Below are 21611 nucleotides of genomic sequence, written 5' to 3'. Positions count from 1 at the left end.
ACACAACACATAGTCAGATTGAGGAGACTTCCGTGCCGAACCGACGCCGACGCAAGCTCTCGACAGCCATGAGCGCGGTTGCCGCCCTGGCAGTGGCGAGTCCGTGCGCTTACTTCCTTGTCTACGAATCGACGGCCGACAACAAGGCGCCCGAGCATCACGACTTCAAGCAGGCCGCGGTGATGAGCGACCTGCCCGGCGAGCTGATGGGCGCGCTGTCACAGGGGCTGTCGCAATTCGGGATCAACATGCCTCCGGTGCCCGCCTTGAGCGGGGGCGCGACCACACCGGGTCTCGCCAGCCCGGGCCTGGGCACTCCCGGCCTGGGATCCCCCGGACTGGGGACGACGGGCCTGACCAATCCGGGCTTGACGAGCCCCGGCTTGACCAGCCCCGGCCTCACGAACCCCGGTTTGACCAGCCCCGGGCTGGCGAGCCCGGGCGGGCTGGCGAGCCCGGGCCTCACGAGCCCCGGCGCGGCACCCACGACGCCCGGGCTCACCGCGCCGGGTGCGCTGCCGGCCACCCCGGGCGCGGGCATCGCGACCCCGGGCGCCGGGCTCAACCCGGCGCTGTCCAACCCCGGGCTGACCAGCCCGGCCGGGGTGGCACCGGGGCTGGGCAGCCCCACCCTGTCGACCTTCGGTAACGCCTCGCCCATCGGCGGCGGCACCGGACTGGGCGGTGGCTCCGGGTCCGGCGCCAGCGGCGGCCTGGTCAACGACGTCATGCAAGCGGCCAACCAGTTGGGCGCCGGCCAGGCGATTGACCTGCTCAAGGGCCTGGTGATGCCGGCCATCACGCAGGGCATGCAGGGCGGCGGGGCCGCGGGCGCCCTCCCGGGTGCCGCCGCGGGCGCCCTCCCGGGTGCCGCCGCGGGCGCTCTGCCGGGCGCCGCGGGTGCCCTGCCCGGCGCCGCGGCGGGAGCTCTTCCGGCGGCCGCGGGTGCTGCCGGTGCGCTGCCGGCGGCCGCGGGCGCGGTACCGGCACTGCCCCCGGTCTGACCTTTATCCAAACCCTCCACCAGACGGCACCGCAGAATCTTCTGCGGTGCCGTCGATTTTGGTGCGGATTCAGCCGCGCTCAACCTCGTGTCGTCTCATAGATAACATTAGAAACACACGTAACATCGCCTGGTGTCCCGCAGTCGTGCACCGACGATGATGCTCACCGCCATCGCGGCGACCGTCGTCATCGTCTCGTGGGTGGGGGACGCGACACGGGGCCGCGGCGCCTCCGGGCCGGCGCCGGCGCGCGGCACCCAACTCGTCGAGCAGCCGCTGATCGGGCTGGGCGCCGGGGTCACGGTTCGCGAAATCGGCCAGGACACTCCGTTCTCGTTGGTGGCGCTGACCGGCGACCTGGCCGGCACGTCGACCCGCGTGCGCGCCAGGCGTCCCGACGGTTCGTGGGGTCCCTGGTATCAGACCGAGTACGAAACCGCGGCGCCCGACCCGGCCGGGGCCGGCCATCCGGCCGGAGTTGCCGAGGGGCCGCGCGGCACGGATCCGGTGTTCGTCGGCACCACGACGACCGTCCAGATCGCGGTGACCCGACCGCTCGACGCGAAGGCGACCCAGCCGCCGCCCGCACCCCCGGGTGGCCCGACGGATCTGGGATACAAGCCGGCGTCGAGGGAACAGCCCTTCGGGCAGAACATCTCCGCCGTCCTCATCTCCCCGCCGCTGGCGCCGTCGCAAAACCAGTGGACACCACCGTCCGGGGTGGTGATGCCCGGGCAGGCGCCCCCCATCATCAGCCGGGCGGAATGGGGTGCCGACGAATCGCTGCGCTGCGGTAGTCCGCAGTACGACAACGGGATTCGCGCCGCGGTGGTCCATCACACCGCGGGCAGCAACGACTACTCGCCGCTGGAATCGGCCGGGATCGTCAAGGCCATCTACACCTACCACAGCAAGACGCTGGGCTGGTGCGACATCGCCTACAACGCGCTGGTCGACAAGTACGGCCAGGTGTTCGAGGGCAGCGCCGGCGGGCTCACCAAAGCGGTCGAGGCCTTCCACACGGGTGGATTCAACCGCAACACCTGGGGTGTGTCGATGATCGGCAACTTCGACGACGTGCCCCCCACGCCGATCCAGCTGCGCACCGTCGGCCGCCTGCTCGGCTGGCGGCTCGGCCTGGACGGCGTCGACCCCAAGGGCACGGTGCAGCTGGAGTCCGCCGGCAGTCACTACACCACCTTTCCGGCCGGCTCCATCGCGACGCTGCCGACCATCTTCACCCACCGCGACGTCGGCAACACCGATTGCCCGGGCAACGCCGCCTACGCGCTGATGGACGAAATACGGGATATCGCGGCACATTTCAATGACCCGCCGGAGGAGCTGATCAAGGCGCTGCAGGGCGGGGCGATCTACGATCACTGGCAGGCGATCGGCGGGATGAGCAGCGTGTTGGGCGCGCCGACCTCGCCGGAAGACAGCGCGGCCGGCGACGCCCGCTTCGTCACCTTCGCCCGGGGCGCGATGTATTGGTCACCCGAGACCGGCCCCCAGCCGGTCACGGGCGCCATCTACGACGCCTGGGGTTCTCAGAGCTACGAACGCGGCCCGCTCGGATTGCCGACCAGCGCGGAAATACAAGAGCCGCTGCAGATTACGCAGAATTTCCAGCACGGGACGCTGAACTTCGAGCGGCTGACCGGCAACGTCGCCGAGGTCGTGGACGGCATCACGACGCCGCTGGCCACCCAATTGCCAAGCGGCCCAACGGTTCCGGCCGAACACTTCTCGCTACCGGCGCACCCGGCCCCTTAGGGCCGGGCCAACGCGCCGCTAGGCCCACCAGCGTTCCAGCACCCGTCCCACGCCGTCGTCGTTGTTGGCGGCGGTGACCTCGTCGGCGGCGGCCTGCACGTCGGGATGGGCGTTGCCCATGGCGACGCCGTGACCCGCCCAGCGCAGGATCGGCAGGTCGTTGGGCATGTCACCGAACGCCACCACCTCCTCGCGGGCGATCTCACGCGGCCCGGCGATCTCGTCGACACCGGTGGCCTTGCTGATCCCCAGCGGCACGATCTCGATCAGGCCGTTGTTGGTGGAGTAGGTGATGTCGCCCTCGATGCCGACGTGCTTGGACAGTTCGGCGGCCATGTCCGAGCTGCGGGCCCCGGCCCGGCGAATGAGCAGCTTGATGGCCGGGGCGCTGAGCAGGTCCTCGATCGACACCTCGGTGTTGTCCGGGTTCAGCCAGGCATGCTCGTAGCCCGGCGAGCTGACGAACTGCGGGGTCGCGGTGTCGTGGGCGCGTTCGCCGATCCGCTCGACGGCCAGCCCCGCGCCGGGGATGACGCGAGTCGCCAGCTCCGCCAACTGGGCCAGGGTGTCGACGGACAGCGTGCGCGTCGACAGCACCCGGTCGGTCGCGGAGTCATAGATCACGGCGCCGTTGGCGCACACCGCAATTGGCGCGAAGCCAAGCGCGTCGACGACGGGCCGTATCCACCGGGGCGGGCGACCGGTCGCCACGACGAACTGCGCACCGGAGTCCACCGCGGCGCGAATGGCGTCGCGGGTGCGTGGGGTGATCTTCTCGTCGTCGTCGAACAGGGTGCCGTCGACGTCGCAGGCGATGAGCGTCGGCTTCATCGTCATCGGGTCCGACCGCTCAATGCAGTCCGCTTTGGGTCTGCCCCGGTCGCGTGATGCCGTCCGTTCCGTATTTCCGCATCCGGTCCTGCAGCTCCGACAACCGGATGGCGCGGGAATCCTCCTGGGTGGGTGCGCCACCCCCCAGTCGGCGCGGCACCCAGAATTCGTCCTTCGGGTGCGGATATTCCTCCTGCACCCGATACAGCAGGGTATTCATCGCCCCACGCAACACCGCATTGAGTTGCTCGGGCGTGCCCCGCGGCGGCAGCGGGCGCCCGGCGACCACGGTGATCGGGACCTTGTTGCGCAGCACCTTCTTCGGATGGTCCTTGGGCCAGATCCGGTGGGCGCCCCACACGATGATCGGCACGATCGGCACCTGGGCCTCCAGCGCCATGCGCGCGGCCCCGGTCTTGAACTCCCGCAGTTCGAAACTGCGGCTGATGGTGGCCTCGGGATGCGTCCCGATCAGCTCGCCCTCGCGCATGCGCTGCACCGCGGCGTCGAAAGCGTCGTGTCCCGACCTGCGATCCACCGGGATCAACCGGGCGTGCTTGATGACGTAGTTGACGGCCTTCACGTCGGCCATCTCCGCCTTGATCATGAAATACGCGCGCCGCCGGCGCTCCCGGACGGCCATCAGCGTGGGAAGCCAGTCCAGGTAGCTGGTGTGGTTTTGGGCCAGCAGCGCGCCACCCCGCTCGGGGATGTTCTCGAGACCCTGATAGGTGAACGTTGTCCCCTGCATGGCGACCATCGGCGGCACGATCCACTCCGCCAGCCGGTAGAACCCCTCGGGCATGTCGTCTCCTTGCCTACTGCGACGGGCGTTCGGCCCGGTTGGCGGCCTTCTTGGCCGCTCGACCGGCCGATCGGGCCGCCGCCTCGTCGGCCTCGATGCGCGCGGCCTCCGCGCGGGTCGGGGCCGTGCCGCCCAGCCGGTGCGGCACCCAGTACGCCCCGGGCTCGTGCGGATAGTCCCGTTGCGCCTGATGCAGCAACGTCGTCATCGAGTCGCGCAGGGCAGCGTCGGTCTGCGCAATGTCGTCGCGCACCTGCAACGGCGCGCCCACCTGCACGGTGACAGGAATTTTGGCCCGGCCCAGTTTACGCGGGTGGTCCTTGGTCCAGATGCGCTGCGCCCCCCAGACGATCACCGGGACGATCGGGACGCCGGCCTCGAGGGCCATCCGGGCGGCGCCGGTCTTGAACTCCTTGAGCTCGAAGCTGCGGCTGATCGTGGCTTCGGGATAGACGCCCACCAGCTCACCTTCGCGCAGACGCTGCACGGCCACGGCGTAGGCGCCCGCCCCGGCCCCGCGGTCCACCGGGATGGTGCGGGTGTGCTTGATCAGGAAATTGACCACCCGCACCTGCTGCATCTCGGCTTTGATCATGAACCGCAGGCGTCGCCCCCGGCGGTGCACGACCAGGCCGGCGGGCAAGAAGTCGACATAGCTGGTGTGGTTGATCGCCACCACGGCGCCGCCCCGCTCAGGGATGTACTGCTCGCCGCGATACGTGATGTTGGTGCCGGTGGCCGTCACCGCCAGTTGGGCCAGAAGCTCCAGCGCGCGGAAGGTCGGCTCCACCATCGATCACTGCTCCGGCGCCCCTGCGGGGCGCGCCCGGCGTGCCGCCCGAGCGGCCGCCTCCTCGGCTTCCAACCGGGCCGCTTCGGCGAGCGATGGGGCGCCCCCACCCAATCGGTGCGGCACCCAGAACTCCCCGGCGGGATGGGCGCCGTAGAGTTCCTGCGCGCGTTCCAGCAGGTGCTGCATCCGGGAATGCAGGAGGTCCTTCAGTTCCTCGATGCCCAGCGTCGGCTCGATCGGCTCCCCCACGACGACGACGATCGGTACCTTCGGCCGCCAGAGCTTCTTGGGGTGGTCCTTGGTCCAGATGCGCTGGGCGCCCCAGACGATGTGCGGAACGATCGGCACCCCGGCCTCGACCGCCATGCGGGCCGCGCCCGATTTGAACTCCTTGATCTCGAAGCTGCGGCTGATGGTGGCTTCGGGATAAACCCCGACCAGCTCACCGTCTTTCAGGTGCCGCACGGCGGCCTCGTAGGAGGCGGCGCCGTCCTGCCGGTTCACGGAGATGTGGCGCAGGCTGCGCATGATGGGCCCGGTGACCTTGTGGTCGAAGACCTCCTGCTTGGCCATGAACCGCACCTTGCGACCCAGGCCCTGCTTGTAGGCGGGCAACCCCGCGAACGTGAAGTCCAGGTAGCCGGTGTGGTTGATCGCGATGACCGCACCGCCGCTTTTGGGTAGGTTCTCCACGCCCGTGACCGTGATCTTCAGGCCCTGTGCGCGCCAGACCAAGCGGGCTAGCGCAATGACCGTCCCGTAAACCGGTTCCACAGCTCATCAGCCTAGTGCTCCGGGCTGTGCGGCGCCCCCGGATGTCGCCTCGCGCTAAGCTCGGGGGCGCAAAAGCCGCCGTCGCCGGCCGGCACCGAATCGGTCCCCCAGCGTCCCCCGGAAAGGTATTAGTGCAGGTCACCAGCGTAGGCCACGCCGGATTTCTGATCGAGACCCAAGCGGGCAGCATCCTCTGCGACCCCTGGGTCAATCCCGCCTACTTCGCATCCTGGTTCCCGTTCCCGGACAACAGCGCGCTGGACTGGGACAAATTGGGTGCCTGCGACTACCTGTACGTGTCGCACCTGCACAAGGACCATTTCGACGCGAAGAACCTGGCCGAGCACGTCAACAAGGACGCGACGGTGCTGCTGCCGGACTTCCCCGTGCCCGACCTGCGAAACGCGTTGCAGGAATTGGGCTTTCACCGATTCTTCGAGACCAGCGATTCGGTCAAGCATCGGATCGAGGGCCCCCGGGGCGGCCTCGACGTCATGATCATCGCCCTGCGGGCGCCCGCCGACGGCCCGATCGGCGACTCGGCGCTACTGGTCTGCGACGGCGCCACAACGGTTTTCAACATGAACGACGCGCGGCCGGTCGACCTGGACGTGGTGGCCTGCGAGTTCGGGCACATCGACGTGCACCTGCTGCAGTACTCCGGAGCGATCTGGTACCCGATGGTCTACGACATGCCGGCCCGCGCCAAGGAGTCCTTCGGCGTCCAGAAGCGGCAACGGCAGATGGACCGCGCCCGCCAATACCTCGCCCAGGTAGGGGCGACGTGGGTGGTCCCGTCGGCGGGCCCGCCCTGCTTCCTGGATCCCGAGCTACGCCACCTCAACGACGACCACGCGGATCCGGCGAACATCTTCCCGGATCAAATGGTGTTCCTGGACCAGATGCGCACGCACGGCCACGACGGCGGCTTGCTGATGATCCCCGGGTCGACCGCCGACTTCACCGGCTCCACCCTGAATTCGTTGCGCCACCCGCTGCCCACCGACGAGGTCGAGGCCATCTTCACCACGGGCAAGGCCGACTACATCGCCGCGTACGCCGAGCGGATGGCGCCCGTCGTCGCCGCCGAGCGGGCGAGCTGGGCCCCCGCGGCCGGGGAGCCCCTCCTGGAACCGCTGCGCGCGTTGTTCGAGCCGATCATGTCCCAAAGCGACGAGATCTGCGACGGGATCGGCTACCCCGTCGAACTGGTGCTCGGTCCCGAGACGGTGATCCTGGACTTCCCGAAACGCGCCGTGCGGGAACGGATTCCGGACGAGAAGGTCCGCTACGGATTCGAGATCGCACCGGAGCTGGTGCGCACCGTGCTGCGCGACCGCGAACCCGACTGGGTCAACACCATCTTCTTGTCCACCCGCTTTCGGGCGTGGCGGGTCGGCGGCTACAACGAGTACCTCTACACCTTCTTCAAGTGCCTGACCGACGAACGCATCGCCTACGCCGACGGCTGGTTCGCCGAAACCCACGACGACTCGGCGTCGGTCACGCTGGACGGCTGGGAGATCCAGCGCCGCTGTCCCCACCTCAAGGCCGACCTGTCGAAATTCGGTGTGGTCGAAGGAAACACGTTGACCTGCAACCTGCACGGCTGGCAGTGGCGATTGGACGACGGGCGCTGCCTGACCGCGCGGGGCCACCAGCTGCGGAGCCGCCGGGCGTGAACAATCCCTACGACTCCTACGACGACGGGCTGGTTCAGCTCGATCGCGCGGCGATCACGCTGCGCCGCTACCACTTTCCATCGGGCACATCGAAGGTCATCGCACTCGGGGCGATCCGCGGGTACAAAGCCGAAAAGCTGGGGCTTTTCACGCAGCGGTTCCGGATCTGGGGCAGCTCGGACTTCCGCCGCTGGCTGCCGCTGGACGTGCAGCGGCCGTTCCGGTCGACGTTGATCACCCTGGACGTGCCCGGCACCTGGCCCAGCCCCGCGTTCACGCCGGCGCGCGCCGACGAGTTCACCGCCCTGCTCGACGAATTGCTCAGCGGGCGCGGCTAGCGGCCCCGGTCGGCGAGCGCCTGTCGCGCCGCGTTGTAGCCGGGGATGAACGTGATCCCCGGTCCGCCGTGGCAGCCCGCGCTGCCCAGATACAGTCCCTCGATCGGGATCGGCTGGCCCAAAAAGCCCCTCGGGCCCGGCCGGTTGGGGCCGATCTGATTCGCGTTCAGCAGACCGTGGCAGTAGTCGCCGCCCGGCGCGCCGAACATCACCCCCATGTGCTTGGGCGTGAAGGTGGTGTGGCGGATGATGCTGCGCTCGAAATTCGGTGCGAGCCGGGTGATCTTGTCGATCACCCGCTGACCCATTTCGACCTTGGCCTGCCCGTAATCGACATCGCCCTCGATCGGGAAGAACAACGCGAACGCCGACGCGGCGTGCTTGCCCGCCGGCGCGAGGTCCGGGTCGTTCTGCGAGGGGATCTGCAAGACCACGGTGGGGTCGGCCGGAACGATCCCGCGCCGCGCGTCCTCCCACTGCTGCTGGACTTCCTCCGGCGTGCAGAACAGGCCGATCGAGGCCTGCATGGCCGGCTCATTGAGGGCCTCGTACGGCGGGGCGAAGGCGGGCGCCTCGTCCAGCGCGAAGTGCATCTGCAAGTAGCTGCCCCGGTGGTCGATGCGCGCATAGCGCGCCCGGATGTCGGCGGGCAGCGCGGCGGGATCGATCATGTCGTTGAGCGTGGTGTCCGGGGCGATGCCCGAGACGACGATCGGGGCGTGCAGGATCTCCCCCGCCTCGGTGCGCACCCCGCTCACCCGGCCGTCCGCGACGAGGATCTCGGTCACCTTGGTGCGCAACCGAAGTTCGCCGCCGTGGCTTTGCAGCACGTCGCACAGGTGCGAGGTGAGCGCGCCGATGCCGCCGCGCAGCTTCTTCATCTGCATCGTGTCGCCGTCGGGAACGCCGAGGCCGAAGGCGAGCGCGGCGGCGCTGCCCGGCGTGGACGGACCCCGGTAGAGCGTGTTGACCGCCAGCACGGTCATCGAGCCGCGCAGCGCGCCGTGCTTCTCGCGGTCCGGGAGGTACCGGTCCAACACGTCGGTGACCGAGCCGAACAGCATGTCGTCGATCGCCGAGCGCTCGAATTCGTTTGTGGCGCAGGCGTACATCTCGTCGATGCTTTTGGGTGGTGTTCCGGCTTCGAACCGGCCCAGCGCGCGGGTGGGGCCCTGGCTCCACGCCATCAGCCCCGCCATTCCGTTGACGGCGTCGGCGCCGTGCACCTCGTTGAGGTGGGTGAACAGCTTGACCGGGTCGCTGTACTGAACCAGCGGATCGTCCCCGACGCCGCGCACCGCCACCGACATCACGTCCAGGTCGATCGTCGGCATGGTGTCCAGGCCCAGCTCGTCGACCACCACCTGTGACGTCGGGAACTGCACCGAGCCGGCGATCTCGAACTGATACCCGTCGAAAAGCTCCACGGTGGAAGCCATCCCGCCCGCGTAGAGCTTGGGATCCAGGCACACCGTCCGCAGCCCGGCCTTCTGTAGCAGCACCGCGGCGGTCAGCCCGTTGTGCCCCGCGCCGATAACGATCGCGTCATAACCAGTCATGTCGTTGCCCTCCGCAAAGGAGGCTCGCACGACCCCAAAGTTTTGTCAATTATGACGAAACTTTGCGGGCGGTAGCGGTGATCCAGGAGTCGGTGATTCCCGCTCGCAGCGACTCCAGCGCCGCGTGGCACAGCCGCGCGAGCTCGCCGAGAGACCGGTCGTCGCCGACCATCCAGACCTCCATCGCGCCGAAGACGGCGGCCGCGATGCACCGCGCGGTCACCGCGGTGCGCACCCGCTGATCGGCCGTCGGCTCCGCGGCACCCGTGGTCCCACGACCACGCCGTTGCAACTGTGCCGCAATGGCGTCGGCGAAATCGGCCTGGACGTCGCGGATGTGGCGGACGATGCGGCCGGGGTCGAGCTCGTCCTGGCGCAGCGCGGCGATCTTGGTGACCGCGTCGACGTCGTACGGGAACGAGAAGATCGCCGACTGCACCGAGTCGATGATCGGCTCGTCGGCAGGCCTGGCGTCCAGGGCCGCGCGAAACCAGTGCAGCCCGGTGTAATCGGCGAACAACAGATCGTGCTTCGAGCTGAAGTGGCGATAGAACGTCCGCAGCGACACCCCGGCATCGGCGGCGATCTGTTCGGCCGACGTGTCCTCGACGCCTTGGGCCAGGAATCGCACCAGGGCGGCCTGGCGCAACGCTTCGCGGGTGCGTTCGCTGCGCGCCGTCTGAGCGGGCCTGACCATTGCAGCAAGATACCAAGAGGTCGGATTTGCCATTCGCTTGTTGTGTCAATATTGACAAAACTTTGCGGCGCGGGTGAGACTGCGGCCATGGTCTCGCTACTCACTCACGCGGTGCTCGGACTGGCGGTCATCAGTTGGATCGTCACGTCGAACTCGAAGGTCTTCGCCCGGCCGGCCAACGGCCCCCTGTTTTCGCCGATGGAAATCGTCTACTACGTCGTCGGCATCGTGTCCGTCGCGCTCGGCTGGTACTTCAACATCACCTTCGTGCAGGAGTACTCGCACGGCTCCACCAATCCGCTGTGGGGCGAGCACGGGAGCTGGGCCGAATACATCAGGCTGATGTTCACCAACCCGGCCGCCAGCTCGGCCAGCCAGGACTACACGATCGCGAATGTGATTCTGCTGCCGATATTTACGATCGTCGACGGCTACCGGCGCGGACTGCGCCACCCCTGGCTGTACTTCGTGTCCAGCCTGTTCACCAGCTTCGCGTTCGCGTTCGCGTTCTACTTCGCGACGATGGAACGCCAGCGCCGGCACGCGCAGGTGGCCGGCGAGCCGGCGCCGAAGATCACCGCCTAGCCCGGTTTGGTGGCCCGCCACCGCTGCCGGCCCCGCCTGCCGTCGGTGTGGATGTCGGCGAATCCCGCGGCGCGCAGCCGGCCGGGGAGGTCCTGCGGCGCGATCGGGTTGTAGGTGTCGGCGACGTGGAGCAGGCGGAACGCCAGCGACGGGACGCCGTCGCTACCGGCGAAAACCCCGCCGGGCCGCAGCAGCCTGAACGCCTCGGCGAAGAGCTGGTCCTGCAACGCGGCGGTGGGAACGTGGTGCAGCATCGTGAAGCACACGACCGACGTGAAATCCTCGGCGGGCAGCCCGGTTTCGGTACCGCTTGCCTGGATGATGCGGGCCCGCTCGCCATAGCGGTGCTGCAGACGATCGGCCATCGCGCCGTCGAGTTCAACGGCCGTGAGCGAGTCCGTGCGATCCAGCAGGGCGCGCAGGGTCGCGCCGTACCCGGGACCGATTTCCACGGTGCGCGTGCCCAATTCGACGTCTTGCAAGGCCCACGGCAGCAGCTGATCGGCCACCTCCCTTTCCCATGATGGGGAGCTGCAGCATCGTCGGTGGAGGAGATTCATCGCCATACCGCCCACGCTAGGCGGGCACGCCGGCTGCGGGCTTCCGATATCCTGCCGAGATATGTCGGAAATCAGCCACGACGGACTGGTCACGTCGGCGCAGACACTGCCGCCGGGAGCGCGGATCGAGCGACACCGCCATCCGCAACATCAGATCGTCTACCCGTCCTCGGGCGCGGTGTCGGTGACCACCCCGGCGGGAACCTGGATCACGCCGGCGAATCGCGCCATCTGGATACCGGCCGGGTGCTGGCACGAACACAAGTTCCACGGCACCACGCAATTTCACGGCGTCGCACTGGATCCCGGCCGTTACCGCCGCGGGCCGGCGGCGCCGGCCGTGCTGGCGGTCAGTCCGTTGATGCGCGAACTGATCATCGCGTGTTCGCGGGCCGACGGCACCGAAAGCGCCGAGCATCACCGGATGCTGGCGGTCCTGCACGACCAGTTGCAAGCGACCAGCGTCGCGGAGCCGCTGTGGATTCCCACCCCCGTCGACCCCCGGCTGCGGAAAGCGTGCGCCTTGATCGCCGACAACCTGCGCGAGCCGTTGACGCTGCAACAGATCGGCCGCCGCGTCGGCGTCGGCCAGCGCACGCTGAGCCGATTGTTCAGCGACGAGCTGGCGATGACGTTCCCTCAATGGCGCACCCAAATCCGGCTGCAACACGCCCTCGTGTTGCTCGCCGATCGGCGCGATGTCACGTCCGTGGCATCCGAATGCGGTTGGGCCACAACCAGTTCCTTCATCGACACCTTCCGGCGGGCCTTCGGGCACACCCCGGGCCAGCTGGCCGGCAAGGCGCTCTAGCTGATGGCGACCCGCTAGCTACTTGGCGGGCTCGAGCACCTCGGCGCCGACGAACGGCACCAGCGCGTCGGGCACCCGCACGCTGCCGTCGGGCCGCTGGTGGTTCTCCAGGATCGCCACCAGCCAGCGGGTGGTCCCCAGCGTGCCGTTGAGCGTGGCCGCGGTCTGTGGCTTGCCGTTCTCGTCGCGGTAGCGGGTGGACAGCCGGCGCGCCTGGAACGTGGTGCAGTTCGACGTCGACGTCAGCTCGCGATAGGTGCCCTGCGTGGGAACCCACGCCTCGCAGTCGAACTTGCGGGCGGCCGACGAGCCGAGATCGCCTGCGGCCACGTCGATCACCCGATACGGCACCTCGATGCGGGCCAGCATCTCGCGTTGCCAGCCCAGCAGCCGCTGGTGCTCGGCCTCGGCGTCGGCGGGCGTGCAGTAGACGAAGCCCTCGACCTTGTCGAACTGATGCACCCGGATGATGCCGCGGGTGTCCTTCCCATAGCTGCCGGCCTCGCGGCGGAAACACGATGACCAGCCCGCGTACCGCAACGGGCCGGCGGACAGGTCCAGGATCTCGTTCCAGTGGTAGCCGGCCAACGGCACCTCCGAGGTGCCCACCAGGTAGAGGTCGTCAGCCTCGATGCGGTAGATCTCGTCGGCGTGGGCGCCCAGGAAGCCGGTGCCGGCCATCACCTCGGGGCGCACCAGCACCGGCGGGATCATCGGGGTGAAGCCGTTCTCGACGGCCACCCGCAGCGCCAGCTGCAGCAGGCCGAGCTGCAGCAGCGCGCCCTGACCGGTCAGGAAGTAGAACCGGGAGCCGGACACCTTGGCGCCGCGCTGCATGTCGATCAGACCCAGCGACTCGCCCAGTTCGAGGTGGTCCCTGGGGTTTTCGAGCGCCGGGGGCTCGCCGACGATGTCGAGGACGGCGAAGTCGTCCTCCCCGCCGGCCGGGACCCCGTCGATGACGACGTTCGAGATGGCCATGTGCGCCGCGGTGAACGCCGTCTCGGCCTCGGTCTGGGCGGTCTCGGCGGCCTTCACCTGCTCGGCCAGCTCCTTCGCGCGCGCCAGCAGCGCGGGCCGCTCGTCGGGCGACGCGGCGCCCACGCTCTTGCTGGCGGACTTCTGGTCGGCCCGCAGCGCGTCGGCGGAGGAGATGGCGGCCCGGCGCGCGGCGTCGGCCGACAGCAGCGCGTCCACCAGCGCCGGGTCTTCACCGCGGCTGAGCTGGGAGCGGCGCACGGCGTCGGGGTCTTCCCGGAGCAGCTTCAGGTCGATCACGGCCCTGAGACTACTTTCACCGGCACCGGTCGACGGGCGCAGCATCCGCACCGGTCGGCTCAGGACTCACATCCGTAACTTTTGTCACGCACCACAGGTGGTCCTGTCAGAATGGACCCGATGTCGCAAGCGCCCGAGAAGGACCTTTCGGAAGCCCCCGCAGTCGAGACGCCCGCCGCCTCGACCGGTGAGCCGTCCGACCAGGCGTCCGCCTTCTTGTGGCCGCGCAGCCTGCAGGCCCGGGCGACCAGGCGGGCGCTGCTGCTGACCGCGCTCGGCGGCCTGTTGATCGCCGGGCTGGTCACCGCGATCCCGGTGAGCACCGAATCGGGACGGCTCCTCGACAGCAGCCCCGTGCGCAGCACCGGGGCCAAGAGCGACGCGGCCCTCAACCGCGCCTCCCGCGGGGAATGCCTGATGTGGCCCGACGCCACGCCGGAGTCGGCGAAGATCGTCAACTGCGGCGACGACCACAAGTTCGAGGTGGCCGATTCCATCGATATGCGGACGTTCCCGGGCTCCGAGTACGGGCCCAACGCCGCACCTCCGACGCCGGCCCGCATCCAGCAGATCACCCAGGAGCAGTGCGAGGCTTCCGTCCGTAACTACCTCGGGCTCAAGTTCGATCCGAACAGCAAGTTCACCGTCAGCCTGCTGTGGCCCGGCGACCGGGCGTGGCGCCAGTCCGGCGATCGCCGCATGCTGTGCGGCCTGCAACTGCCCGCCACGAACAACCAGCAGCAGGCGTTCAAGGGCAAGGTCGCCGACGTCGACCAGTCCAAGGTCTGGCCGGCCGGCACCTGTCTGGGTATCGATCCGGCGACCAATCAGCCGACCGATGTGCCGGTCGACTGCGCGGCCCCGCATGCGATGGAGGTCACCGGCACGGTCAACCTCGCCGAGAAGTTCCCCGACGCCCTGCCCGCCGAGCCGGATCAGGACGGCTTCATCAAGGATTCGTGCACCAAGATGACCGACGCGTACCTGGCGCCGGTGAAGCTGCGCACCACCACGCTGACGCTGATCTACCCCACGGTGCCGCTGTCCAGCTGGACGGCCGGCAGCCGCGAGGTGGCCTGCAGCATCGGTGCGACGCTGGGCAACGGGGGCTGGGCGACGCTGCTGAACAGCGCCAAGGGTCAGCTGCTGATCAACGGTCAGCCGCCGGTGCCGCCCCCCGACATCCCCGAAGAGCGGCTCACGATGCCGCCGATTCCGCTGCAGGTCCCGGCGCAGGCGCCGTCCAACCAGTCCACGACCGCGCCGGAGATCCCGCCGAACAATCAGCACCTGCCCGGGCAGCAACCCGTGGTGACGCAACCCCAGCAAGCGCCGCAACCCCAGCAGCAGCCTCCCGCGCAGCAAGCCCCGCCGCCGCCGGCGGACAACGGGGCACCGCCCGCCAACCCGGCGCCCGAGGCGCCACCACCGCCGCCCCCGCCCGCCGCGCCTGCCGAGCCCCCGCCGGGGGGCTAGCCGGTGCCCGTGCGGATGGACCCGCGGCGCTTCGACGAACTGGTCTCCGATGCCCTCGACCTGATACCGCCCGGGCTGGCCGCGGCGATGGACAACGTCGTGGTGCTGGTCGAAGACCGCCATCCCGAGGACGCCGAACTGCTCGGGCTCTACGAGGGGGTGGCGCTGACCGAGCGCGACTCCGACTACGCCGGCGCGCTTCCGGACACCATCACCATCTACCGCGGGGCGCTGCTGGACGCGTGCGAGTCCGAGGCCGAGGTGGTCGAGGAGGTGGCGATCACGGTGATCCACGAAATCGCCCACCACTTCGGCATCGACGACGACCGGCTGCACGAACTGGGCTGGGCCTGACGGGCGCGGCGTCCCGGATTTGTCGGCGCCGGGTGCTATGAACGGCGTATGAGCACTGACTGCCGCGACTGCCGGGCAGGCTTAGATCACTGTCACGGCACCATCATTCACCACGCGCTGCACCGGTCGGAGTGCACGGAGCCGGACTGCTTCAGCCCCGAATTGTTGCCGCACGCCTTCGTCATCGACTGCGACGCCGTCGGCTGCGCCTGCACCGAAGTGATCGCGCTGGCCGTCTGATCGACGCCTCAGCCCATCGGGTCGGTGCTTGACCGCACCGCGTCCGCGACCGGGGTCGCCTCGGCCTCCGGATAAAAGGGCGGAGTCAACGTTCCCCAGCGCACGCAACTCCACCGGCCGTCGGTGATCGGGGTCAAGGCCACCGACTGGGCGTTGTCGAGGTGATTGTCGAGCGCGAAGTCGGCCTCCACGCCCGCCAGCACCGCGGCGGCCAGCCGGATCGCCGCGCCGTGGCTGACGACGACGATGTCGCCGTGGAAGTCGTGGTCGTCGAGGTAGCGCAGGCGCAGGTCGGTGAGCACCGGCACGTAGCGGTCCAACACGTCGTTGCCGGTCTCGCCGCCGGGTAGCGGCACGTCAAGCTCGCCGCGATGCCAGCGGTCGTAGATCGCGTTGAACTCCGCGACCGCCTCGTCGTCGTTGCGGTCTTCCAGCCGGCCGACCTGCACCTCGTGGATGCCGGGGACTTCGACGGCGGACATCGCGAGCTGGCCCGCGATCACCGCCGCGGTCTGCGAGGCCCGGGTGGCCACCGAGTGCGCGAGCATCGCCGGCCGGGCCGACCCGCGGGCGAACGCCCGGGCCTGGTCGCGGCCCAACGGAGTCAGCTCCGCCCCGGGCGGGCGTGTGTCGAGCCGGCGCTCGACGTTTCCGTAGGACTGGCCGTGACGCACCAAGATCAGGCGACCGCTCACCGTTGCGACCCCCCGGCGGGCTGTTCGGGCTTTCCGTCCCGGACCCGCTCCAGCCAGCGCAACGCCTCGTCGGCGGATGGCGGCAGCGCCCCGGCGGGTGAACCGGTCGGCCAAGATCCCAGGTATCGCACATCGGCACAACGACGGTGCAGCGCCTTGAGTGCCTCGGCGACGGCGTCGTCGTCGATGTGCCCCACGCAATCGGCGAAAAACCGGTAGGTGCCGAGTCCGGTTCTGGTCGGCCGGGATTCGATTCGGGTCAGGTCGATGCCACGGACGGCGAACTCGGCGAGCGCGGCCAGCAATGCGCCCGGCGCGTTGTCGATGCGCAAGACCACCGACGTCCGATCGGCTCCAGTGCGGGCCGGCGGGGGCCCCGGCAGCCCGACCAGCACGAAGCGGGTGCGGGCGTTGGGTTCGTCGATCACGCCGTCGGCCAGGGTGTCCAGCCCCCAGTGGGCGGCGGCCAGCGGCGAGGTCACCGCGGCGTCGACCCGACCCTCGGCCACCTGCTGGGCGGCGTCGGCGTTGGAGTAGGCCGGCCGCAGTTCGGCATCGGCCAGGTGGGCGGCCAGCCACTGCCGCACCTGGGCGGCCGCGACTCCGAAGGCGGCCAAGGTGCGCACGTCGGCGGCGCGGCATCCCCGTTTGACGACGATGCTGAACGCGACGTCCAGCGTCGTCTCGGCGAAAACCTGCAGCCGCGAGCCCATGGCCAGGCTGTCCAGCGTCGGCGTCACCGATCCGTCGATCGAGTTCTCGATCGGGACGCACGCGTAGTCCGCGGCGCCGCCGCGCACCGCGTCCAGGGCCGCGGAGGTGCTGTCGACCGGCAACGGCTGCACCCCGCCGGACCCCGGCGCGGGAACCAGCCCGGCGGCGGTGATCTGTCGCAGCGCCGCCTCGGTGAAGGTCCCTTCCGGACCGAGGTAAGCGATGCGGGCCACGTCCCAACCCTAGCGGCGCGCCCGACAGAAAACCCTTGCGACGCCAACCGACGTAAGTTAACTTAGGCTTACCTAAGCATAAGGATGAGAATGGTGTTACCGCAGAGCTGCCACGCCCCGACCACCGCCGAACGGATTCGCAGCGCGTGCGTGCGCGCCGGCGGCGCGCTCCTGGCGATCGAGCACGACGACCCGGTCCCCACGCCCGTGCATCACCTGATGGACGATGGCTTCTTCGCGCTGGCGCTGCCCGTCGACCGGGAGCGCGGGCGGCCCGCCGCGGGATCGCAGGCTCTGCTGGAGCTGACCGATTACGCGCCGCTTCCGCTGCGCGAACCGGTCCGTTCGCTGGTGTGGGTGCGCGGGCGCCTGCAGGAGGTGCCCCCGGGGGAGATCCTCACCACGCTCGACGCGATCGCCGCCGAATGCCCGAATCCGGCGTTGCTGGGCGTCGACACCCCGAGGTGTGCGCCCGCCGGCGGGCAAGAGCAGCGGTACACGCTGCTGCGGCTCGAGATCGCCTCGGTCGTGGTCACCGACGCGACCGGCGCGGAGCCGGTGGCCGTGGACGACCTCCTTGCGGCCCGGCCCGACCCGTTCTGCGAGCTCGAGTCGGGCCTGCTGCGGCACCTCGACGCCGCCCACAGCGACGTCATGGCGCGGCTGGTGTCCCGGCTGCCGGCGCCCCTGCGCCGCGGGCACGTGCGACCGCTGGGGCTCGACCGCTACGGCGTGCGGTTCCGCGTCGAGGGCAACGACCGAGACCACGACGTCCGGCTGCCGTTCCACAAACCGGTGGACGACATGATCGGCCTGCGCCAGGCGATTCGGGTGCTGATGGGGTGCCCGTTCATCAACGGGCTGCGGGCGCGCGGCTAGCCGTCCTGACCTAGCCCGACCGCGGCGTAGCGGCGCGGCGGGTCGCCGGCCACGTACGTTAACCGGGTGAACGGCGACCGCTCACCGCAGCGTCGGTGGCCCGCACGGCCGGGGCCGCCGGTCCCACCGCGCCCCGAGCCGCCGCAGGTGATGCGCCGCGACGGTGCCCCGCCGCCGTCGCCGACCACGCAGACCCAGCCGCTGCGCCGGGCGGTGCCCCCACCCCCGCCACGACCACGCGCGCCGAGCGCGCCCCGGAAGCGGCGCCGCTGGATCCGGACGGTGCTGTCGGCGCTGCTGGTGGGCGTGCTGCTGATCGGCGCGGGCGTCGTCGCCGGCGCCGTCTGGTTCGACACCAAGCTGCACCGCGAGCGGGTGCTCGCCGACTATGCCGAACGTCCCGGGCCCGGCCGCGGCACCAACTGGCTCATCGTCGGCTCGGACAGCCGCCAGAGCCTGAGCGCCGCGCAACAACAGGATTTGGCCACGGGCGGCGACATCGGTGACGGCCGCACCGACACGATCCTGCTGGTTCACGTGCCGGGCGTCGGGTCCGGGGTGCCGACGACGATGGTGTCGATACCCCGCGATTCCTTGGTGCCGATCCCGGACCACGGCAAGGACAAGATCAACGCGGCGTTCTCGATGGGTGGCGCGCGGTTGCTGGTGCGCACCGTGGAACAGGCGACCGGGTTGCGCCTCGATCACTACGCCGAGATCGGATTCGGCGGGTTCGCCGCGCTGGTGGACGCGCTCGGCGGGGTGACGGTGTGCCCGACGACCCCGATCGATGACCCGTTGGCCGGCATCGACCTGCCGGCCGGCTGCCAGACGCTCGACGGCCGGCACGCCCTCGGATACGTCAGGACGCGCGACACCCCGAGGGCGGATCTGGACCGGATGGTCAATCAGCGCCAGTTCATGGCCGAACTGCTGCATCGCGCCGCCAGCCCGGCGGTGTGGCTCAACCCTTGGCGTTGGTATTCGGTGCCGCGCGCGGCCGCCGGCGCCCTGACCGTCGACCAGGACGACCACGCGTGGGATCTGGCCCGGCTGGGGTGGGCGTTGCACGGGCCCACCGCCACCATGACCGTCCCGATCGGGGAGTTCACCACCGGTGACGCCGGCGCGGTGGTGGTGTGGAATCACGGGGAGGCCGGCCGGTTGTTCGACGCGTTGGCCGCCGACGCGCCGTTGCCGCCCCCCACGGCGGATGGCCAGTAGCAGCGGTCGAACTAGATGCTGACCTGCCCCGCCGAATCGCCCCGCAGCCACGCCTTGGTGCGGCCCGGGTGGTGGGTGGCCAGCCAGGCCACGCCGACGTCGCGGCAGAAATCGATGTCGTCGTAGTCGTCGACGTTCCAGCAGTAGACGGCCCTGCCCTGGGCGATGGCGCGGTCGGCCAGTTGCGGATATTCCTTCAACGTCGGCAGCGACGGCCCGACGGCGGTGGCGCCGACGGCGGTGGGCGCGCCGCTGGTCAGGTAGCGCGCGGTTTTGCCCAGCAGCACGGTGGGCAGTAGCGGCGCGGCCCGCCGGATCCGCCAGATCGCGGACGCCGAGAACGACATCACCACGGCGCGGGACCGATCGGCGGAGGCGGGCGCGGCGATGCCGAAACGGTGCAGCAGGGCCAGCAGCTTGGTCTCCACCAGCGAGCCGTACCGGACGGGGTGCTTGGTTTCGATGAAGAGCTTCACCGGCCGATGCCAATCCAGCACCAGCGAGACCAGCGCGTCGAGCGTCAGCAAACTGGTGTCGCCGTGGGCGCCGTCCTCGCGCCAGCTGTCGTGCCACGCCCCGTACTCGAGCTCGCGCAACTGAGCCAGTGTCATCGTGCTGACCAGGCCGGCTCCGGTCGAGGTGCGATCCAGCCGGCGGTCGTGCACACACACCAGATGCCCGTCGCGGGTCAACCGCACGTCACATTCGACGCCGTCGGCGCCCTCTTTGAGCGCGAGGTCGTAGGCGGCCAGCGTGTGTTCGGGGAGCGCGGCCGAAGCGCCGCGGTGGGCGACGACATACGGATGCCCGGCGAGCACCTCGTCGGCCCACGTCATATCCCTATGCTGCCGGTTCCTGCCCCTTGAACTCAACTGGGTCGGCCGAAGCCGGTGCGGCGGCACCGTCGTCGGGAACCATGACCCAGCGATGCGCGGGCCGCGCCACGGGTTTGCGATGGAAGCCTTCGAAAATGCGGGCGGCGGCGGCCAGGGTGGCGGCCGCGAGCAGGTAGGCGACGACCATCAGGACGGTGTTGTTGGCGATGCCCTGGGCGTCGGTGGCGAAGCTGGTCACGATGGCGGCGATCGAGACGGCGTAGCTGCAGATCCACGCGAGCCACCACTGCAGGACGGGCCGGCGTAGCCGGGCCCAGTGGTCCTCGAGCAGGGCCAGCTCGATCACGTACACCGGGGCCCACAGCAGATTGGCCAGCGGCACGACGCAGCCGGCCCACAGTGCCCGCGTGGAGCGCGGTTCGGGCAGCCCGTGATGGGCGAACACGGCGGCACGCCGCGCGATCATCCAACGGATCAACAGCACGCCCGACGCGATCACCGCCGCGCCCGCGCCCACGCTGGCGAGCACGCCGAGCCAGTCGGCGGCGAGGGCCACCCACGAGTTCAGCAAGGTGTTCCGGTTGATGACCAGCAGCACGTAGCGGACGACGTAAACCAGGGCGGCGATGCTGAGGACCAGCACGCTCACGAATGAGGTGGTGCGGATGATCTGCCCCGACGGGCCCGGCGGCGCGCCGGCTTCGGCGACGGCGGGCGCCTGTTCCACGCGGTCCGCCAAGCCCCAACGCGGTATCACCGCATAGCGCGGCGTGGGCCCGGGGGGGCGCCGGCCGTGTCTGGCCGGTGGCGCGGCGCCGGGACGCACCGCTATCCAGCGATAGCCGGGCGGCAGCCGCGGCGGGGTGCGCTGCCACCCGGGAGACCGTTGCGGTTGTCCGGCCGGGGGCGGGGCGCCCGCCGAGCCCCATCGCGGGTCGGTGGGCGCGGACTGCGGCAGGGGCGCCATGAGGGCGCCGTGGCAGCGGGGGCACCACTCGCGTTGCCGGTCGCGCACGTTCCAGCGGGTGCCGCACTGGGAGCACACCTGGATCACCGGACCAGACTAGCGCCGCGACGATGCGGGCCGCGGAACGCGGGCCGTTGAGGAGCGGCGCAATCCAGCCCCGCCGCCGCGTGGGCAACGTCATCGGCCGCCGCTGGCTATCCACAGTTTCCACAGGTTTATCCACATACACCCAGGGGGTACAGGAAACCATCGCTACTGCCTCTGGCGCCGAGCCGCGCAGCCACTGTGGATAACGTCGCGGTGTTCTACGCATGTCACAGACGGCTCAAATCCGCCGCCGAGCGAAATGGATTGCCTCGCTAAGCATCGGCGCGCAGCCCCGCCTATTGCGGCCACAGACCTCCCGACTATCGATAACCCGCAGCTCAGAGCCTTATTTTCGCAACACCGTCACAAAGCGCTATGATCGCGTTCGCGAAAGTGTTTGTGACTCACCTCAC

At 69.8% G+C, this 21611-nt stretch carries 22 protein-coding genes and 1 pseudogene; 11 read left to right on the top strand and 12 right to left on the bottom strand.

The window, feature by feature from the left end; translation table 11 throughout:
• Positions 1-32 precede the first annotated feature (32 nt).
• Both AC0KTM_RS25950 and AC0KTM_RS25945 read left to right on the top strand, forming a co-directional pair.
• Positions 33-1004 carry a PirG gene (locus AC0KTM_RS25950; protein WP_472417055.1) on the top strand — a complete coding sequence of 324 codons (972 nt, stop codon included), beginning with the start codon at positions 33-35 and terminating at the stop codon, positions 1002-1004.
• Positions 1005-1133: 129 nt separating this feature from the next.
• On the top strand, positions 1134-2780 hold the full coding sequence (locus AC0KTM_RS25945) for an LGFP repeat-containing protein (RefSeq protein ID WP_238957248.1): 1647 nt from the start codon (positions 1134-1136) through the stop codon (positions 2778-2780).
• 18 nt (positions 2781-2798) lie between these two features.
• On the opposite strand, the gene AC0KTM_RS25940 is transcribed toward AC0KTM_RS25945, so the two are convergent.
• Genes AC0KTM_RS25940 through AC0KTM_RS25925 form a run of 4 tightly spaced genes read right to left on the bottom strand, consistent with a single transcriptional unit; the run spans position 2799 to position 5983 of the window.
• Positions 2799-3611: an HAD family hydrolase gene (locus AC0KTM_RS25940; RefSeq protein ID WP_225329656.1), complete on the bottom strand. Its 813-nt coding sequence runs from the start codon at positions 3609-3611 to the stop codon at positions 2799-2801.
• A 19-nt stretch (positions 3612-3630) separates the two neighbouring features.
• Positions 3631-4416, bottom strand: coding sequence for a lysophospholipid acyltransferase family protein (locus AC0KTM_RS25935; protein ID WP_238955542.1), 786 nt, complete (start codon positions 4414-4416; stop codon positions 3631-3633).
• Between the two features lie 13 nt (positions 4417-4429).
• Positions 4430-5209 (bottom strand): lysophospholipid acyltransferase family protein, encoded by a 780-nt coding sequence (locus AC0KTM_RS25930; protein WP_238955541.1) that lies wholly within the window; start codon positions 5207-5209, stop codon positions 4430-4432.
• Positions 5210-5212: 3 nt separating this feature from the next.
• On the bottom strand, positions 5213-5983 hold the full coding sequence (locus AC0KTM_RS25925) for a lysophospholipid acyltransferase family protein (RefSeq protein WP_238955539.1): 771 nt from the start codon (positions 5981-5983) through the stop codon (positions 5213-5215).
• Positions 5984-6114: 131 nt separating this feature from the next.
• On the opposite strand from AC0KTM_RS25925, the gene AC0KTM_RS25920 reads away from it, so the two are divergent.
• Together AC0KTM_RS25920 and AC0KTM_RS25915 are read left to right on the top strand one after the other, a co-directional pair.
• Positions 6115-7665: an MBL fold metallo-hydrolase gene (locus AC0KTM_RS25920; protein ID WP_238955537.1), complete on the top strand. Its 1551-nt coding sequence runs from the start codon at positions 6115-6117 to the stop codon at positions 7663-7665.
• A complete protein-coding gene (locus AC0KTM_RS25915) occupies positions 7662-8003 on the top strand; it encodes a hypothetical protein (protein WP_238955535.1) in 342 nt (113 codons plus the stop codon). The genes AC0KTM_RS25920 and AC0KTM_RS25915 overlap by 4 nt, the downstream gene beginning before the upstream one ends.
• On the opposite strand, the gene AC0KTM_RS25910 is transcribed toward AC0KTM_RS25915, so the two are convergent.
• Together AC0KTM_RS25910 and AC0KTM_RS25905 are read right to left on the bottom strand one after the other, a co-directional pair.
• Positions 8000-9562, bottom strand: coding sequence for a phytoene desaturase family protein (locus AC0KTM_RS25910; protein WP_238955533.1), 1563 nt, complete (start codon positions 9560-9562; stop codon positions 8000-8002). The genes AC0KTM_RS25915 and AC0KTM_RS25910 overlap by 4 nt on opposite strands.
• Before the next feature lie 49 nt (positions 9563-9611).
• Positions 9612-10259, bottom strand: coding sequence for a TetR/AcrR family transcriptional regulator (locus AC0KTM_RS25905; RefSeq protein WP_225329629.1), 648 nt, complete (start codon positions 10257-10259; stop codon positions 9612-9614).
• An 87-nt stretch (positions 10260-10346) separates the two neighbouring features.
• Between AC0KTM_RS25905 and AC0KTM_RS25900 the strand changes: the two genes are divergently transcribed.
• Positions 10347-10844: a DUF2834 domain-containing protein gene (locus AC0KTM_RS25900; protein ID WP_225329630.1), complete on the top strand. Its 498-nt coding sequence runs from the start codon at positions 10347-10349 to the stop codon at positions 10842-10844.
• On the opposite strand, the gene AC0KTM_RS25895 is transcribed toward AC0KTM_RS25900, so the two are convergent.
• Positions 10841-11410, bottom strand: a complete 570-nt coding sequence (locus AC0KTM_RS25895; protein WP_472417053.1) for a class I SAM-dependent methyltransferase — start codon at positions 11408-11410, stop codon at positions 10841-10843. The genes AC0KTM_RS25900 and AC0KTM_RS25895 overlap by 4 nt on opposite strands.
• A 55-nt stretch (positions 11411-11465) precedes the next feature.
• Here AC0KTM_RS25895 and AC0KTM_RS25890 point away from each other — a divergent pair, with 55 nt between their 5' ends.
• A complete protein-coding gene (locus AC0KTM_RS25890; RefSeq protein WP_472417051.1) occupies positions 11466-12215 on the top strand; it encodes an AraC family transcriptional regulator in 750 nt (249 codons plus the stop codon).
• A gap of 18 nt (positions 12216-12233) precedes the next feature.
• Here the strand turns inward: AC0KTM_RS25890 and serS are convergent, their stop codons facing one another.
• A complete protein-coding gene (serS, locus tag AC0KTM_RS25885; RefSeq protein ID WP_472417049.1) occupies positions 12234-13493 on the bottom strand; it encodes a serine--tRNA ligase in 1260 nt (419 codons plus the stop codon).
• Positions 13494-13604: 111 nt separating this feature from the next.
• On the opposite strand from serS, the gene AC0KTM_RS25880 reads away from it, so the two are divergent.
• The 3 genes and pseudogenes from AC0KTM_RS25880 (at position 13605) to AC0KTM_RS25870 (ending at position 15563) form a co-directional block, all read left to right on the top strand.
• The gene (locus AC0KTM_RS25880; RefSeq protein WP_238955521.1) at positions 13605-14969 is read left to right on the top strand and encodes a septum formation family protein; all 1365 of its coding nucleotides are present in this window, start codon (positions 13605-13607) and stop codon (positions 14967-14969) included.
• A gap of 3 nt (positions 14970-14972) precedes the next feature.
• A pseudogene (locus tag AC0KTM_RS25875) lies at positions 14973-15375 on the top strand (metallopeptidase family protein).
• On the top strand, positions 15372-15563 hold the full coding sequence (locus AC0KTM_RS25870) for a hypothetical protein (protein WP_008262971.1): 192 nt from the start codon (positions 15372-15374) through the stop codon (positions 15561-15563). Before AC0KTM_RS25875 ends, AC0KTM_RS25870 begins: the two are co-directional and overlap by 4 nt.
• 8 nt (positions 15564-15571) lie before the next feature.
• Here AC0KTM_RS25870 and AC0KTM_RS25865 read toward each other — a convergent pair whose 3' ends face one another.
• Complete coding sequence (locus tag AC0KTM_RS25865) at positions 15572-16258, bottom strand: histidine phosphatase family protein (RefSeq protein WP_225329635.1); 687 nt, start codon at positions 16256-16258, stop codon at positions 15572-15574.
• Positions 16255-17205 carry a prephenate dehydratase gene (pheA, locus tag AC0KTM_RS25860; protein ID WP_225329636.1) on the bottom strand — a complete coding sequence of 317 codons (951 nt, stop codon included), beginning with the start codon at positions 17203-17205 and terminating at the stop codon, positions 16255-16257. The genes AC0KTM_RS25865 and pheA overlap by 4 nt, the downstream gene beginning before the upstream one ends.
• Before the next feature lie 90 nt (positions 17206-17295).
• Between pheA and AC0KTM_RS25855 the strand changes: the two genes are divergently transcribed.
• Entirely contained in the window at positions 17296-18084 is a 789-nt protein-coding gene (locus tag AC0KTM_RS25855; RefSeq protein ID WP_225329637.1) for a DUF2470 domain-containing protein, read from the top strand.
• A 282-nt stretch (positions 18085-18366) separates the two neighbouring features.
• Positions 18367-19308: an LCP family protein gene (locus tag AC0KTM_RS25850; RefSeq protein ID WP_308011590.1), complete on the top strand. Its 942-nt coding sequence runs from the start codon at positions 18367-18369 to the stop codon at positions 19306-19308.
• 11 nt (positions 19309-19319) lie between these two features.
• Here AC0KTM_RS25850 and AC0KTM_RS25845 read toward each other — a convergent pair whose 3' ends face one another.
• Positions 19320-20144 (bottom strand): glycerophosphodiester phosphodiesterase, encoded by an 825-nt coding sequence (locus AC0KTM_RS25845; protein WP_225329639.1) that lies wholly within the window; start codon positions 20142-20144, stop codon positions 19320-19322.
• 4 nt (positions 20145-20148) lie between these two features.
• Positions 20149-21198, bottom strand: a complete 1050-nt coding sequence (locus AC0KTM_RS25840; RefSeq protein ID WP_238955519.1) for a DUF4328 domain-containing protein — start codon at positions 21196-21198, stop codon at positions 20149-20151.
• Positions 21199-21611 lie beyond the last annotated feature (413 nt).

The sequence above is a fragment of the Mycobacterium sp. NTMscope_Eco_3 genome, from assembly GCF_976985685.1.
This window is presented reverse-complemented; position numbering and strand designations above follow the sequence as displayed.